The organism is Oceanimonas doudoroffii, assembly GCF_002242685.1.
Lineage (GTDB): Bacteria > Pseudomonadota > Gammaproteobacteria > Enterobacterales > Aeromonadaceae > Oceanimonas > Oceanimonas doudoroffii.
Genome location: NZ_NBIM01000001.1, coordinates 2,052,610 through 2,067,702 on the forward strand (window position 1 = coordinate 2,052,610; position 15,093 = coordinate 2,067,702).

Genomic DNA, 15,093 nt, shown 5'->3' on the forward strand with positions numbered 1-15,093 from the left:
GGATTTCCATGCCCGAGCCGAAAGCCGGCCAGGCTTCTCGCTGGCAGCGCCTGCTGCCCTTTCTTGGCTGGTGGCCTATGGTCAATGGCGCCAGCCTGCGGGCCGACGCCCAGTCCGGCCTGACCAACGCCATTGTGGTGCTGCCCCAGGGGGTGGCCTATGCCCTGATCGCCGGCCTGCCGCCGGAGTACGGCCTCTACGCCGCCATTATTCCCGCGGTGATTGCCGCCCTGTTCGGCTCCTCCTGGCATTTGATCTCCGGGCCCACCGCCGCCATGTCGGTGGTGGTGTTTACCTCGGTGAGCCCGCTGGCCGAACCCGGCACCGCCGCCTTTATTGCCCTGGCCCTGACGCTGACGCTGATGAAGGGGGTGTTTCAGCTGGTGCTGGCCCTGGCCCGGCTCGGGGTGCTGGTGAATTTCGTGTCCCAGTCGGTGGTGATCGGCTTTACCGCCGGGGCCGCCGTGGTGATCGCCTCCAGTCAGCTACCCACCCTGCTGGGGATCAGCGTCGACAATGACGGCAGCGTCACCGGCACCTGGTGGCAGCTGCTGCATCATTTGAAGGAAGTGGACTATTACACCCTGTCGCTGGCGCTGTTCACCGTGCTGGCCTGTGTGCTCATCAAGCGCTGGCGGCCGCGCTGGCCCAACATGCTGCTCGCCCTGGCGCTGGCCAGCGGCCTGGCGGTGTTGATGGATCCTGGCCATGAACATATCGCCCTGGTGGGTGCCATTCCTTCAGGCCTGCCGCCGCTCAGCCTGCCCGATTTCAACCTGGCCAGCATCAGTGCGCTGGCGCCGGGCGCACTGGCCATCAGCCTGCTGGGGCTGGTGGAGGCCGCCGCCATTTCCCGGGCCATCGCCAGCCGCTCGCACCAGCGCCTCGACGACAATCAGGAGTTTGTCGGCCAGGGGCTGTCGAACATCGTCGGCGCCTTTTTCTCCTGTTACGCCTCGTCAGGCTCCTTCAGCCGCTCCGGCATCAACTACACCTCGGGCGCCCGCACCCCCATGGCGGGTATCTTTGCTTCCGGGTTTTTACTGCTGATTATTCTGCTGATCCCGGGCATCACCACCTGGCTGCCACGCCCGGCCATGGCCGGTCTGCTGCTGGTGGTGGCCTGGAACCTGATCGACTTTCGCCATATTCGCATGATCATTCGCGGCTCCCGCTCCGAAGCCACGGTGCTCACCGCCACCTTTGGCGCCACCCTGCTGGTAGAGCTGGAATTCGCCATTTATACCGGGGTGATACTGTCGCTGGTGTTTTATCTCAAGCGCACCTCCACTCCCAGGGTGGTGTCGATATTGCCCGATCCGGACAGCAAGCATCCGTTTTTCGTCAACGCCGAGCGCCGCCGCCTGCCCTATTGCCCCCAACTCAGAGTGATTCGCATTGAGGGCTCGCTGTTCTTTGGTGCGGTCAACCATGTGCAGGAATATCTGCAGGCCATTCGCGAGCCCCGGCTGCTGATCGTGGCCAACGGCATCAACTTCGTCGACATGGTCGGCGCCGACATGCTGGTGCAGGAGGCCGAACGCCGTCGGGAGCTGGGCGGCGATCTGTATCTGTGCAACCTGCGGGAAGGGGTGCTGCGCTTTCTATTGCGCAACAACCGCCTCGACGAAATTCGCCGGGATCATGTATTTATCAACAAGGGCCAGGCCATACACCGCATTTATGATCAATTGAATGCGGATATTTGCCGCACCTGCACCGCCCGCATTTTCAGGGAGTGTCATATTCGGCCGCCGGGCCAGCAACTCGACGTAAAGCAGGCAGACTAAGGAAGGAAGACTAAGGAAGGAAGACTAAGGAAGGCACTGGCCATATGGCCGGTGTCTAACTGGCCCTGTTCCGGGCGAGGGTGAAGGTTAGAGTGGGTTAACACTTTTTTTACTTTCAGCCGTTGCCAGTGAGGCCAGTGCCATGACCGATCTTCTTCACGACCACCCCAGCCAGTTGCGCCCGGTGCGCGAACTGTTCAACCTCGACGTGGACATGCAGGTGCCGGTGTTCGAACACAGGGACGAGCACGTGCCCGATATCGATCCCAACTACTGCTTCAACCCGGACGTCACCCTGGCCATTCTGGCCGGCTTTACCCGCAACCGCCGAGTACTGCTGCAGGGCCTGCATGGTACCGGCAAATCCACCCATATCGAGCAGGTGGCGGCTCGCCTCAACTGGCCCTGCGTGCGGGTCAACCTGGACGGCCACATCAGCCGTCTGGATCTGGTGGGCAAGGACACCATAGTGCTGGAGGAAGGCAAGCAGATCACCCGCTTTCAGGAAGGCATAGTGCCCTGGGCGCTGCGCCGGCCGGTGGCGCTGATCTTTGACGAATTCGACGCCGGCCGCCCGGACGTGATGTTCGTCATTCAGCGCATTCTGGAGCAGGACGGCAAGTTCACCCTGCTCGATCAGAACCAGGTGATCACCCCCAACCCGCATTTTCGGCTGTTTGCCACCGCCAATACCGTGGGGCTCGGCAACGTCACCGGCCTGTATCACGGCACCCAGCAAATAAACCAGGCCCAGATGGATCGCTGGAACATCGTCGCCAAGCTCGACTACCTGCCTCGGGAAGACGAAATCAGCATCATTCAGGGCAAGGTGCCCCGCTACAACGACGCCCGCGGCTTTGAACTGATCAGCAGCATGGTGGCGGTGGCCGAGCTGACCCGGGCCGGTTTTGCCGCCGGGGATCTGTCCACCCTGATGTCGCCCCGCACCCTGATCGCCTGGGCCGAAAACACCGAGATCTTCGGGGATGCGGCGCTGGCGTTCCGGCTGTCGTTTCTCAACAAGTGTGACGAGGCCGAACGCCCGCTGGTGGCCGAATACTACCAGCGCTGTTTTGACCAGGAGCTGGTCGAGCCACAAGCCCTGCAACTGACGGCCATTTAATCATGGCTGCCTCATCCCACACGCCTCAGGATGCCGCCGCCGAAGCCCGCCGTCAGCAGCGGCTGGAAGAGCTGTGCGCGGCACTGATACGGGCCCAGTCGGCCGAGTCCGAGGTTCGCTACCGGGGGCACCGGCTGGAATGGCGGGGCAAGGCCTATCCGCTGCGCGCGCCGCACCTGCAGCTGGACTCCCAGCAGGACGACTGGGGTTCCTGCCGGGGGGTGGCCGACGCCATTGCCCTGCGCCTGCGCCACCACGACGGCGATCTTCACCGCCACTGGCTGCCCGCACCGCCGGTGGCCCGGCTGGTGTTTGAACTGCTGGAGCAGCTCAGGGTGGAATCCCTGGTACCCGCCCATCAGCCGGGCAGCCGCCGCAACCTGCACCACAGGTTCAGTGCCTGGAGCAACCGCTTTCTGGCCTCGGGCCAGACCGAAAGCCACCTGGGGTTGCTGCTGTTTAGCCTGTCGATGATGAGCTGGGTGCAACTGGGTGGAGGCCCCATCGACGAAGGCACCGAGCACCTGATCGAGTCGACCCGCATGTTCCTGTTGCGGGAGATCGGCCAGCCCTTTGGCCGCATTCGCCGTCACCGCGAGGAGCAGGCCGCCTTTGCCGAGCAGGCACAGGCCATTGCCCTCACCGTGAGTGAGCTGGTGGACGATCTGCAGCAACAGCTGGCCGACGGTGAACAGGACAAGGAGGCCCTGGAGCAGGTGGGCAAAAGCTTTGGCCTGCTGCTGGATCTAAACGGTGACGGCGACGAAGGTGGCGGCGAGGCCGGTGGCGCTGTCGCCCGGTTCAGTGACGGTGAAGCCGCCTATCGTGTGTTCACCAATCACTTTGACAAGGAGTGGCAGGCAGACAAAAAGGTGCGTCCCGAACTGCTGGAGCGGCTGCGTGAGCAGCTGGACCTGCGCATTCGCGAGCAGGGCCTCAACCTCAACGGCCTGACCAAAAAGCTGCGCCGGCTGCTGGCCCGGCCGCAGAACGACGGCTGGCGCTTTGGCGAGGAAGAGGGCCAACTCGACGGTCGCCGGCTGTCGACCCTGGTCACCAGCCATGCCGACCGCCGCGTGTTCAAGCAACCCAGGGACGAATGGCATGCCAATGCCACCGTGACCATTTTGGTGGACAACTCCGGATCCATGCGTACCCACATGGGGCACATCGCCATGCTGATTGACCTGCTGGTGCGAGCCCTGGAACGCACCGGAGCACGTACCGAGGTGCTGGGCTTTACCACCGGCCACTGGAATGGCGGTAAACCCCTGAAAGAATGGCAACGCCGAGGCCGGCCAGCCAATCCCGGCCGGCTTAACGAGCGCTGCCATCTGGTATACAAGGGTGCCGATACCTCCTGGCGCCGTGCCCGGCGCAGCCTGGCCGCCCTGCTCAAGGGCGACATGTTCCGGGAAGGACTGGATGGTGAGGCATTGCTGTGGGCGGAGCAGCGGCTGCTGGCCGAGGACACCGACGAGCGCCTGCTGCTGGTGATCTCCGACGGCTGCCCCATGGACACCGCCACTCGCCAGTACAACAACCAGGACATTCTCGACAGCCACCTGATCGCCGTAGCCGACCGGCTGGAGCGCGAGCAGCGCATTCGGCTGTGTGCCCTGGGGGTGGGTCTGGATCTCAGCCGCTATTACCGGCACAACCAGTTGCTCGACCTGGAGCACAGCCCCGACAACCGGATTTTTGATGAGATCCTGGCGCTGCTGGGCCGCACCCTGCGCGGCCCGCATGCCGGTTGACAAGGGCATGGAAAGACACAGAAAATTAACATTAAATTTACAACAAAGAGTTTTAAGCAACTGATATTTAAGGATTTACATTCTGGACCCAGCCCGCCAATCCAAGTGGTCCTAACCAATTTAACCGCCACATTCAAAGATGGTGTCAGGCTTTTGAACAAGCCGAACACCATCGCCAGCCGTCCTGGCAGTCCCTTCAGGGCAGGACGACCAGCATTGAGCCAGTCTCGCGCAGTGTTCGCACCGCGCGCTATCACGGAAGGTAAGGGCCCGCTTACACCCGGGCCGTACAACTGGAGCAAGCAACCATGATCTTCAAGCAACGTTTTGTGAAATCCCTGTCTCTCGCCCTTTGCCTGGGCGCCGCCATGGCCAGCCCGCAACTGCTGGCCAAGACCTTCCGCATTGCGGTGGGCGACGGCGCCGGCGGTACCCAGCACGAGCTGGGCAAGGCCTTTTCCGAGGAGCTGAAGCAACGCACCGGCGGCAAGCACGACACTCAGCTGTTCCTCAACGGCCAGCTGGGCAGCGAACAGGCCACCGTCAACGACGCGTCAATGGGGCTGCTCGATTTCTCCATTCTGGCCATCAACAACGTCACCCCCTTCTCCCCCACCGTGGGCGTACTGACCCTGCCCTACATGGTGCAGAGCGTGGATGACGCCGTGACCCTGACTCAAGGAGAAGTGGGCCAGCAGCTGATTGACAACACCCTGCGTGACGCCGGCGTGCGTATTGTGGGCTGGGCCTATTCCGGTTTTCGCGTGCTGACCAACTCCAAGCAGCCGGTGTCCAGCCTGTCCGATCTGCAAGGCCTCAAGATTCGCGTTCCCAATAACGAAATCATGATCGATACCTACCGCGCCTGGGGTATCACCCCCACTCCCATGGCCTGGTCCGAAACCTTTACCGGCCTGCAGATGGGCGTGGTGGACGGTCAGGACAACCCCTATATCACGGTGTCGGCCATGAAGTTCGACGAGGTGCAGAAGTACATCACCAACATTCGCTACCTGTTCTCTATTGAGCCCCTGATTATGTCGGAAGCCGTATTCCAGGAGCAGCCGGAAGACGTGCAGCAGGCCATTCTGGCCGCCGGCCAGGCCGCTACCGAGCACAGCGCTCAGTGGCTGGTAGCTCAGGAAGATCGCATCAAGGCCGAGCTGGCTGAAAAAGGCATGCAGATCAGCGAGCCCGAAGGCGGTGAGCAGGAGTGGATCGACAAGGCCGTGAGCCAGGTGTGGCCCAAGTATTACGACATGGTGGGTGGCAAGGAAAAGCTGAACCAAATCCTGCAATCCCTGGGTCGTGACACCATTTAATCTCGTCACTTGGTCTGCCCCCGCCACGCGGGGGCAGCGTTCGTCAGGGAGGAAACGGCCATGTCCGCCGGCACCATCATCTACCGCATCGTAGATAATATCGAAAGGGTGATCTGCAGCACCCTGCTCGCCACCTTTGTGGTGATCCTGTTTATGCAGATATTGTTACGGCAATTGTTTGACCACTCCCTCGCCTGGAGCGAGGAACTCTCCACCTACATGTTTGTGTGGTTTGTGTATTTCGGCGCCAGCTACGCCACCAAACTGGCGGCCCACAACAGGGTCACCTTTCAGTTCAAGCTGTTCCCGCCTCGAGTGGCGGTGTGGAGCGAGGCCCTGGCCGATCTGATCTGGGTGGGCTTCAACAGCTACTTCGTGTGGCTCAGCTATGACTTCGTGTTCAACAAAATGAACCTGTTCTGGAAGTCCCAGACCCTGGGGGTTCCGATGAAATACATTTACATGATACTGCCGATCGCCTTTGCCCTGATGACCTTTCGCATTCTGCAGGTAAATTACTACAAGCTGATCAGGGGCATCGACATTCGCGATCCCGAGTCGCTGGAAGTGGAAAAACTCATGGATTCTGCCCAGCAAACCAAAGGTAGTCCGGCTGCTGAACATGCCCAAGAGGCAGACGCTAAAACTAAAACCTCCTCTCAGAATCAGATGAAGGCAGGAGTCCATCATGGTTGAATCATCCGTCGTGCTGATCCTGTTCGGCAGCTTTCTGGCGCTGCTGCTGCTGGGGGCCCCCATCAGCGTGTCCCTCGGCGTATCGGCGCTGGCGTCGTTTTTGTATCTGGGTGAAAACCCCATCAAGTTCGTGCAAATCGCCTTTACCTCGGTGGGCTCGTTTCCGCTGATGGCGCTGCCCGCCTTTATTCTGGCGGGCGCCCTGATGGAGGCCGCCGGCATCTCCAAGCGGCTGGTGGATCTGGCGGAGAGCTTTGCCGGCCCCTTTACCGGCGGCATGTCGGCCGCCACCGTCATGGCCTGCATGTTCTTTGGCGCCATTTCCGGCTCCGGCCCCGCCACTACCGCCGCCGTGGGCATGCTGATGATTCCGGCCATGGTCGATCGGGGCTACGGCAAGGGCTATGCCTCCGCCATTACCGCCTCGTCCGGCGGGCTGGGGGTAGTGATTCCGCCGTCCATTCCCATGGTGATTTTCGGCATTTCCGCCATTGGCCTGATGGCCCCCCCGGAGGCGGTGGCCGAGCACGGCCAGTTTCAGTCGGTGTCGATTCCCAAGCTGTTTATCGCCGGCGTGCTGCCCGGACTGGTGCTGTCCTGCGGCCTGCTGACCATGAACTATTTCCTGTGCAAGAAGCAGAATTACACCGGCACCACAGATGGCTGGTCCGGCGCCAATATTCTCACCGCCCTGCGCAAGGGCACCTGGTCGGTGCTGGCCCCCATCGTGATTCTCGGCGGCATTTACAGCGGCCTGTTCACCCCCACGGAGTCGGCCATTGTCGCCATTTTCTACACCCTGGTGATCGGTTTTTTCGTGCACCGGGAACTGAAGGTGAAAGACGTGCTGCGCTCGCTGGAAACCACCACCTGGCTCACCGGGCGGGTACTGCTGATCCTGTTTACCGCCACCGTGTTCGGGCGGCTGCTGGTGGAGAACCAGATTCCGGCGATCGTGGCCGCCTCCATGCTGGAGCTGACCACCAATATCTATCTGATCTGGGCGCTGATCATCTTCTTCCTGCTGTTTGTGGGCATGTTTATGGAGACCCTGGCGGCCATTTTGATCCTCACCCCGGTGCTGCTGCCGGTGGGCTACAGCCTAGGAATAGATCCGGTGCACTTCGGCATCGTGGTGGTGTGCTGCCTGTCCATCGGCTTTCAGACCCCGCCCCTGGGCGAAAACCTGTTTATCGCCTCGGGGGTATCGGGCAGCTCCATTGAGGAGATTTCCCTGCGGGCCCTGCCCTTTGCCCTGACCTCGGTGCTGGCGGTGTTCATTATCGCCTACATACCGGAGATCACCCTGTTCCTGCCCAGATTGCTAGGGTACTAGCCAGGGTAACAAACGCCGCCGGCGTGATCGGGATCAAGGCCCGTTCGCGCCGGCGGCATCATGATCAGTTGCTCGATCGGCCGGCCGGCTGATCGTGTTTCGTTTCAGCCAGGAGGACATGGCCATGCTGCCGCAAGTCAAAAAAATCCTGTATTGCACCGATCTGTCCAAGAACGCTTCTTACGCCTTTCAGTATGCCGTGTATCTGGCCCGGGAAACCAGCGCCGACATTCATGTGCTCAAGGTGGTGGAACGGTTGTCGAGCGACGAAAAGCTCACCCTGCAGTCCTATGTTCTCAACCAGAGCAGCCGCGAGGAATTTCTGCACCAGCGCCTGAACCATGCCCGGGAACGGCTGCGGCAACGCCAGGATTACTTCTGGGAGCACATCGCGCCAGAAGAGCGGGCCCTGCGCACCAAAATTGTGGGCTGCGAGGTGGTGGAAGGTTATCCGGAGCAGACCATTCTGGCCCGCTCCAGGGAGCTGGAGTGCGATCTCATCATCATGGGCGCCCACGAGAAAGGCTGGTTTCACACCCTGCTGGGCAGCGTGGCCAAGAACGTGCTGCGGGAATCACGCATTCCCACCCTGATCGTGCCCCGCCCGGAAAAGCAAACGGCCTGAGCCGTCTTTCCCTGTTCCCTCTCCCTTGCACCGGCGGGGCCCTCGTCCCTGGTCGTGGCATTCGTGCTCATGGTTCTTATCTGTCGGCCAACCCGGCGACCACCAACCAAAAACGGCCCCGCAAGGCGGGGCCGTTAACACTAACGGCAAGATCCGTGTGGGTTCCGGTTAGTAGGAACGATCCGGCCGGCCATCCAGCCCGGGATAGGGAGAACGAAATGGCACCACCACGTGGCCATTGGAGATCACCATCATGGGATTATGAAGGTTCATCGGCACTTCAAGCGGGTTGCGTTCCACCACCACCAGATCCGCTTCCTTGCCCGCTTCCAGCGAGCCGGTGTCATCGTCCATGCCAAACACTTCTGCCGGAATAATGGTGGCCGCCCGAATCGCATCCAGCGGGGTCATGCCCCCGTGTTCAATAAAGGCGTTAATCTCGCCGGCAATGCGCGACACGCTGTCGGGCGCATACTCGGTATCCACTCCGGTAATCATGGTCACGCCCATCTCATGGGCCCTGGCCAGCATCTGTTGCTGGTTTTCCAGGATCCAGGGAGCCACACGCCGGGCCGTGGGAGTGTTGTAGTCGTCATGAGGCAGTAAGAAGCCTTCGGTGGAAATGTAGGTAGGCGTCCAGACCGCGCCGGCCTCCTTGATCGCCTGCAATCCCTTTTCGGTAATGTACTGACCGTGTTCAATGGTGCCACAACCAGCCCGGGCCGCGACTATGGCCGCCTCTTCCCCCTGAATGTGGCACATGATCTTGCCACCGTGCTTGCCGGCCTCATCGGCAATGGCCGCGATTTCCTTTTCACTGTAATAAAGCCAGAAAGCATCGGCAGTGCCCCCGGCGGTATTGCCACCCACCCGGGTCTTGATCCAGTCGGCCCCCCGATCAAAGTTGATCCTGACGGCCTCACGCAGGTTTTCCTCTCCCTGCAGCTCCACATTCATAAACCTGAACAGACGCGGATCCTCGAGGGCATCATCCTTGAGGTGGCGCTTTACGTATACGCCGGTAGCCACCATGTCGGGGCCGGGAAAATAGTCATTGTCGACGGCATCACGAAAGGCCATGTCCTTCATGCCCATGGCTCCGGCAGAGCGAATGGTGGTAACGCCCGACTCCAGCGCATACCAGGCGGCGTCCTGGCCGTGCCCGTGGTAATGACTGTCAAAAAAACCCGGCAGCACGTAATAGCCATTAACATCCTGAACATCCAGCTCTGCCGGAGGCGCCTTCGTGCTGATGGACTCTATTTTGCCGTCCTTCAGCAAAATGGTGCGGTTCTTCAGCAGCTCACCCTTTTTTACATCCAGCACATTGGCATTGGTCAGCGCCAGACGTACCGGCTCCAGCCGCTCGGGCGCATTGGGTTGCGCCTTGCCGCTGTAATGAATGGACTGGGCCTGCAGGCCGGCCGATACCAGCAGGGAAACCAGCGTCAGCCCCTGAGCGCTTCTGAGCAGCGTGTTGTGCATCTTGTATGTCCTTATGAAGATGGAGTGATTACATTTCCGCCAACGGAAACGATTCGGCGCTCAAGCTGATGATTATCAACTCGAGACATTGCTAACAATAAATAAATTTAAAATTAACAACCAATAAAAATAACAGTCTAATTCAGTAACTGTGATGTCAACTGACAATAAAACCGCATCAAAACAAGGGGAAAATACGATAGCTTGAAAGCATTCGAATGAAAAAATAAAAGATAATAAAATCAAAACCTAAAATAATATTTCCCGATGACAAGCAGAAGCCGGAACAGCATATAACAGCAGGTACGCTGGCAAGATGGCCGTAACACGACAAGAACAATAAACTGTTAACAAAAACATAAAAAACACTTCATTATGAGTAATCAAGTGCCCAAATGGCCAGGTAACACCGCCGTCTTTATGCTGCGACTCGTCGCAAGGCCAATGACACCGATATCGGTTTTACCCTGCTTTTGCTACCCAGTCTTGCAAACAAAAGAACCGGGCCTGAGCCCGGTTAAAAAGGAGTGAGTATAAGTACGTATTAAAAAGGATCAGCCCCAGTGGATCCGGTCCTGATCCTCCGGACGATGGGTCGCGCGCCCCAGGGGCACATGATCATTGATCGCAGCGCGGATCGCCGCTTCTTCTTCGGCGGTGAAGCCGCCGCACAGCTCGATCAGTTCGATGCGGCGGGTCAGCATTTCCTGGGCGGCCATAATGGCTTCGTCCAGGGTGCTGACACCGGACACCGCCAGATCAAAGGCGTCGCTCTTGATGCGGCCATGATGCTTGAACAGCTCCAGATCGGCGGCCTTGACGATAAATCCGTAACGGCTGAGGGTCATATCGGGTCTCCTTGTTCAGGCGGTCACGCGTGCCGCCGCGGCGGCACGGGCCGCAACCGGGGTCTGGCGGTTGTGATGGACGATGCTGGCCAGGGCACAGGACGCCAGCCTGGCCTCGGGCGGATCGGCGCGGGAGGTGAGGATGATCGGCACTCTGGCCCCCAGCACCAGGCCGGCGGCGGTGGCCCCCATAAAATACACCATCTGCTTGAACAGAAAGTTGCCCGACTCCAGGTTAGGTACCAGCAGAATATCCGCCTCGCCGGGCACCCTGCCGGCAATGCCCTTGATCGCCGCGGCCTCCCGGGATACGGCATTGTCAAAGGCCAGCGGCCCTTCCACCACGGCACCGGGCAGCGCGCCCATGGCCGCCAGCTTGACCAGCTCGGCGGCGTCCTGGCTCGACGGCATGCTTCTGCTTACTTCTTCGGTGCCCGACAACACGGCCACCTTGGGCTCGTCGCAGCCCAGGGCATGTAAAAACTCAATGGCATTGCGGGCGATATGCAGCTTATCGAGTACCCCGGGCTGCACATTGATCACCGCATCGGTAATGCACAACGCCTTGCAGCTGCCCGGCACCGTCATATAGAACACATGGCTCAGGCGGCTGTCGGTGCGCAGCCCGGCGGCACGGTTGAGCACCGCCCGCAGCAGCACGTCGGTGTGCACATGGCCCTTCATGATGGCGTCGGCCTCGCCTTGGCTGACCAGGGCCACGCCGGCCTGGGCCGCCGCCGCTTCATCGGCGGCATGCACCAGCCGCACGCCGGCCAGATCCCAGCCCAGGGTTTCGGCCTCATGACGAATACGGCTTTCATCGCCTACCAGGATGGGTTCGATCAACCCCTCATCCTGTGCCATGCGAGCACTGGCCAGGGACACCTGATTGACCGGATTGATCACCACAGTGGTCACGGCCGCGTATTGCCGGGCCTGCGCCAGCAGGTGGGCGGGGCACTCCTTTGGATTGGTATTAAGCATCACTGAATTCCCTTTGATGACGGCCAGTAGACAACCGAATACCGCTTGGCAAACGGGATTGGGTTGGCTTTTGAAAAGACCCGGCCGCGCGCGGCCGGGTAAAAGGGCTGCTCTCGCGAGCAGCCGTACCTGTCAGCAATAGTCTTTGTACTTATCCAGGTGGCGCACCGGCTTGGACAGGGCGTCACGACGGAAGGGGTCGCCCAGCTCGCGGGTACACATGATTTCAATAACGGTGGTCTTGCCTTCTTCCATCTGGCGGGTGATGGCGGTTTGCAGCGCCGGGCCCACGTCTTCCAGCTTGTCGACGGTCACACCCTCGGCCCCCATGGCACGGGCGATGTCGGCAAAGCTCGGGTTTTCCAGATCGCCGGCCACAAAGCGGCGGTTGTAGAAGTCGACCTGGTTCTTCTTCTCGGCGCCCCACTGGCGGTTGTGGAACACGATGGAGGTCACCGGAATGTTTTCCCGTACGCAGGTCATGATTTCCATCATCGACATGCCCCAGGCGCCGTCACCGGCGTAGGACACGGCCGGGCGCTCGGGCGCGGCGGTCTTGGCACCGATAATGGTGGGCAGGGCATAACCGCAGTTGCCGAAGCTCATGGCGGCAAAGAAGGAGCGCGGCTTTTCAAAGCGCAGGTAGCTGTTGGCCACGGAGTTGATGTTGCCGATATCGGTAGACACCATCACGTTCTCGGGCATGGCCTTTTCCAGCTCACGCAGTACCTGACGGGGGTGCAGGTAGCTGCCTTGTTCTTCCGACTGCTCGGCGATCATGTCGAGGGAATAATCGTCCTTCTCGTGGATCCACTGGTCCAGTTCGGCTTCCCAGGCCTGCTTCTCGGAGGCGATTTCGGTGGCGCGGGCACCCTTGTTTTCCAGGCAGGAAACGTTGAGGTTCTGCAAGCGATCCAGAATGGTCACGGCAGCGGCCTTGGCATCGCCGCACACGCCCACGGAGATCTTCTTCACCAGACCCAGCATCTTGGCGTCGCAGTCCACCTGAATGATCTTGGCTTCCTTCGGCCAGTAGTCCAGGCCGTGCTGCGGCAGGGTGCCGAACGGACCAAGACGGGTGCCCAGCGCCAGTACCACGTCGGCGCGGGACAGCAGCTTCATGCCGGCCTTGGAGCCCTGATAGCCCAGGGGACCACACCACAGCGGGTGGCTGGCGGGGAAGGAGTCGTTATGCAGGTAGCTGTTGACCACGGGGGCACCCAGGTACTCGGCCAGCGCCTTGCACTCTTCCACCGCGTCGGCCATGACCACACCGCCACCGGAGATGATCACCGGGAACTGGGCTTCGGCCAGCAGGGCGGCGGCCTGTTGCAGGCTCTGCTCACCACCGGCGCCACGCTCAATGCGGATCGGCTCGGGAATTTCTACATTGATGTCGCCGTAGAAGAAGTCCCGGGGAATGTTGAGCTGGGTCGGACCGTTGTCGAGCATGGCACGGTCGAAACAGCGGGCGGTGAACTCGGCCATGCGCGCCGGGTTGGCCACGTGGCCCTGGTACTTGGTGATGGTTTCAAAGAAGGGCAGCTGCTGCGCTTCCTGAAAGCCGCCCAGACCCTGAGTCATGGAACCGGTTTCCGGGGTAATGCACACCACCGGGCTGTGGGCCCAGTAGGCCGCGGCGATGGCGGTCACGAAGTTGGTGATGCCGGGGCCGTTCTGGGCGATACAGACGCCGTGACGGCCACTGACCCGGGCATAACCGTCGGCCATGTGGCCGGCGCCCTGCTCGTGCACGGTAGGGATCAGGCGAATGCCGGCCGGGGCAAAAATGTCCATGGCATCCATAAAGGCCGAGCCCATGATACCGAACACATCGGTAACACCGTTGGCCGCCAGGGTTTCGACCAAAGCTTCACTGGGAGTCATACGTGGCATAGCTGTCTTCCTTTTGCTGTTTCCCGTCGGTGGCGGCCTGTCGCCATCTCCTGGGTTGGGTTGAGTCAAATAATCCGTTTTCTGTTCAAACAGGTTTGCGTTTGTTGTTCTCGTTATGAATGACGGGTGAACAACGCTGGCTGACAAGAGCCCGAGGTCACTCGCTTGGGGAACAGCTTAGGAAGGGGGGGCCGGGTAACATAGGGCCAGATTTGCCAACCATGTTACGCCAGCGTTAAAAAATGGGGCCAGGCCGGTTCAGCCGCTGGCCAGCAAGGCGCTTTGTTGCCAGAAACGGGCGGCCAGTTCGGAACGGGGGGCACCCAACCGGCACAGTTCAATGTCGAGATTCAGGGCGCGCACGCCCGGCAGTAGTGCCACCCGGCCGCTGGCAAGTTCGTCGCGTACCAGGCTTTCCGGCAGAAAGGCCGCACCCTCGCCCTGCAGCAACTGGGCCTTGAGCCCTTCCCCCAGGGCATTTTCACACACCGGTCGCCAGGGCAACTCCCCCAGGGCCGGCAGGCACTGCTGCTGCACCAGGGCACCGAGAAAGGCATCCCTGGGATAGAGCAGCAGGGGCAGTGGCCGCTGTTCTTCCAGCCGGAACAGCGGTGTCCCCTGCGCATCGGTGGCCGCCACCAGCACCAGCCGATCCCGGCCCAGGCACAGCCGCTCCACGTCCGGTCGCTGCGGTGCCTCGGCGCCGTCGGGGCCGGAAAAGCACAGCAAAAAGTCCACCGCTCCGGCCATGAACTGCTCCATGGCTTCGTGGTAATGGCCGGTGTTGAGCCGCACCAGGCCCTCGCCCAAGGCCGGCCGCAACCGGTGCAGCCAGGCGGGAAAAAAGGTCACCGCCAGCGCCGGCTGGGTGATCAGGCTCAACCCCGGCGTGTGCTGCTGGCTTTGGCGCAGCTGGCTGCGTACTCCATAAATCTGGGCCAGCAACTGGCGCGCCTGCTCCAGAAAGGCCTCGCCGGCGGGGGTCAGCTCCAGCGGATAGCGATTGCGGCACACCAGCGCCACCCCCAGCCAGTTTTCCAGCGAGCGAATACGCCGGCTGAAGGCGGGCTGGGTCACAAAGCGGCTTTCCGCCGCCCGTGAAAAGCTGCCCTGCTCGCTCAGTGCGATAAAATCATGCAGCCACTTGGTTTCCATGACGTTGTCCTTGTTGTTGGAATTCACACCTATGCAAAAAAGTAATCGCCCTGGCCGAAAACGGCATTGGCTCGCC

General features: G+C 60.9%; 12 protein-coding genes. 7 read left to right on the forward strand and 5 right to left on the reverse strand.

Annotation, left to right across the window (positions count from 1 at the left end):
* Nucleotides 1-8: 8 nt before the first annotated feature.
* The 7 genes from B6S08_RS09500 to B6S08_RS09530 all read left to right on the forward strand — a co-directional run bounded on the left by B6S08_RS09500 (nucleotide 9) and on the right by B6S08_RS09530 (nucleotide 8,649).
* On the forward strand, nucleotides 9-1,790 hold the full coding sequence (locus tag B6S08_RS09500) for a SulP family inorganic anion transporter (protein WP_094200466.1): 1,782 nt from the start codon (nucleotides 9-11) through the stop codon (nucleotides 1,788-1,790).
* Between the two features lie 142 nt (nucleotides 1,791-1,932).
* Complete coding sequence (locus B6S08_RS09505; RefSeq protein ID WP_094200467.1) at nucleotides 1,933-2,913, forward strand: AAA family ATPase; 981 nt, start codon at nucleotides 1,933-1,935, stop codon at nucleotides 2,911-2,913.
* A 2-nt stretch (nucleotides 2,914-2,915) separates the two neighbouring features.
* A complete protein-coding gene (locus B6S08_RS09510) occupies nucleotides 2,916-4,670 on the forward strand; it encodes a cobaltochelatase CobT-related protein (protein WP_094200468.1) in 1,755 nt (584 codons plus the stop codon).
* 308 nt (nucleotides 4,671-4,978) lie between these two features.
* Complete coding sequence (locus B6S08_RS09515; protein ID WP_094200469.1) at nucleotides 4,979-5,992, forward strand: TRAP transporter substrate-binding protein; 1,014 nt, start codon at nucleotides 4,979-4,981, stop codon at nucleotides 5,990-5,992.
* Nucleotides 5,993-6,052: 60 nt separating this feature from the next.
* The gene (locus tag B6S08_RS09520; protein WP_094200470.1) at nucleotides 6,053-6,688 is read left to right on the forward strand and encodes a TRAP transporter small permease; all 636 of its coding nucleotides are present in this window, start codon (nucleotides 6,053-6,055) and stop codon (nucleotides 6,686-6,688) included.
* A complete protein-coding gene (locus B6S08_RS09525) occupies nucleotides 6,681-8,024 on the forward strand; it encodes a TRAP transporter large permease (RefSeq protein ID WP_094200471.1) in 1,344 nt (447 codons plus the stop codon). The genes B6S08_RS09520 and B6S08_RS09525 overlap by 8 nt, the downstream gene beginning before the upstream one ends.
* A 124-nt stretch (nucleotides 8,025-8,148) precedes the next feature.
* Nucleotides 8,149-8,649: a universal stress protein gene (locus B6S08_RS09530; protein ID WP_094200605.1), complete on the forward strand. Its 501-nt coding sequence runs from the start codon at nucleotides 8,149-8,151 to the stop codon at nucleotides 8,647-8,649.
* Nucleotides 8,650-8,817: 168 nt separating this feature from the next.
* Here B6S08_RS09530 and B6S08_RS09535 read toward each other — a convergent pair whose 3' ends face one another.
* The 5 genes from B6S08_RS09535 to B6S08_RS09555 all read right to left on the reverse strand — a co-directional run bounded on the left by B6S08_RS09535 (nucleotide 8,818) and on the right by B6S08_RS09555 (nucleotide 15,017).
* Nucleotides 8,818-10,134, reverse strand: a complete 1,317-nt coding sequence (locus tag B6S08_RS09535) for an amidohydrolase family protein (protein ID WP_094200472.1) — start codon at nucleotides 10,132-10,134, stop codon at nucleotides 8,818-8,820.
* A gap of 554 nt (nucleotides 10,135-10,688) precedes the next feature.
* Nucleotides 10,689-10,982 carry a DUF6506 family protein gene (locus tag B6S08_RS09540; protein ID WP_094200473.1) on the reverse strand — a complete coding sequence of 98 codons (294 nt, stop codon included), beginning with the start codon at nucleotides 10,980-10,982 and terminating at the stop codon, nucleotides 10,689-10,691.
* A 15-nt stretch (nucleotides 10,983-10,997) separates the two neighbouring features.
* Nucleotides 10,998-11,966: a bifunctional enoyl-CoA hydratase/phosphate acetyltransferase gene (locus tag B6S08_RS09545; RefSeq protein ID WP_094200474.1), complete on the reverse strand. Its 969-nt coding sequence runs from the start codon at nucleotides 11,964-11,966 to the stop codon at nucleotides 10,998-11,000.
* Nucleotides 11,967-12,098: 132 nt separating this feature from the next.
* Complete coding sequence (xsc, locus tag B6S08_RS09550) at nucleotides 12,099-13,862, reverse strand: sulfoacetaldehyde acetyltransferase (RefSeq protein WP_094200475.1); 1,764 nt, start codon at nucleotides 13,860-13,862, stop codon at nucleotides 12,099-12,101.
* A 258-nt stretch (nucleotides 13,863-14,120) separates the two neighbouring features.
* The gene (locus B6S08_RS09555; protein ID WP_094200476.1) at nucleotides 14,121-15,017 is read right to left on the reverse strand and encodes a LysR substrate-binding domain-containing protein; all 897 of its coding nucleotides are present in this window, start codon (nucleotides 15,015-15,017) and stop codon (nucleotides 14,121-14,123) included.
* Between the last annotated feature and the right edge of the window lie 76 nt (nucleotides 15,018-15,093).

Excerpts from the sequence above, each read along its gene's own strand:
- B6S08_RS09500 (WP_094200466.1), top strand. The coding sequence starts at position 9 with ATGCCCGAGCCGAAAGCCGGCCAGGCTTCTCGCTGGCAGCGCCTGCTG.
- B6S08_RS09505 (WP_094200467.1), top strand. The coding sequence starts at position 1,933 with ATGACCGATCTTCTTCACGACCACCCCAGCCAGTTGCGCCCGGTGCGC.
- B6S08_RS09510 (WP_094200468.1), top strand. The coding sequence starts at position 2,916 with ATGGCTGCCTCATCCCACACGCCTCAGGATGCCGCCGCCGAAGCCCGC.
- B6S08_RS09515 (WP_094200469.1), top strand. The coding sequence starts at position 4,979 with ATGATCTTCAAGCAACGTTTTGTGAAATCCCTGTCTCTCGCCCTTTGC.
- B6S08_RS09520 (WP_094200470.1), top strand. The coding sequence starts at position 6,053 with ATGTCCGCCGGCACCATCATCTACCGCATCGTAGATAATATCGAAAGG.
- B6S08_RS09525 (WP_094200471.1), top strand. The coding sequence starts at position 6,681 with ATGGTTGAATCATCCGTCGTGCTGATCCTGTTCGGCAGCTTTCTGGCG.
- B6S08_RS09530 (WP_094200605.1), top strand. The coding sequence starts at position 8,149 with ATGCTGCCGCAAGTCAAAAAAATCCTGTATTGCACCGATCTGTCCAAG.
- B6S08_RS09535 (WP_094200472.1), bottom strand. The coding sequence starts at position 10,134 with ATGCACAACACGCTGCTCAGAAGCGCTCAGGGGCTGACGCTGGTTTCC.
- B6S08_RS09540 (WP_094200473.1), bottom strand. The coding sequence starts at position 10,982 with ATGACCCTCAGCCGTTACGGATTTATCGTCAAGGCCGCCGATCTGGAG.
- B6S08_RS09545 (WP_094200474.1), bottom strand. The coding sequence starts at position 11,966 with ATGCTTAATACCAATCCAAAGGAGTGCCCCGCCCACCTGCTGGCGCAG.
- xsc (WP_094200475.1), bottom strand. The coding sequence starts at position 13,862 with ATGCCACGTATGACTCCCAGTGAAGCTTTGGTCGAAACCCTGGCGGCC.
- B6S08_RS09555 (WP_094200476.1), bottom strand. The coding sequence starts at position 15,017 with ATGGAAACCAAGTGGCTGCATGATTTTATCGCACTGAGCGAGCAGGGC.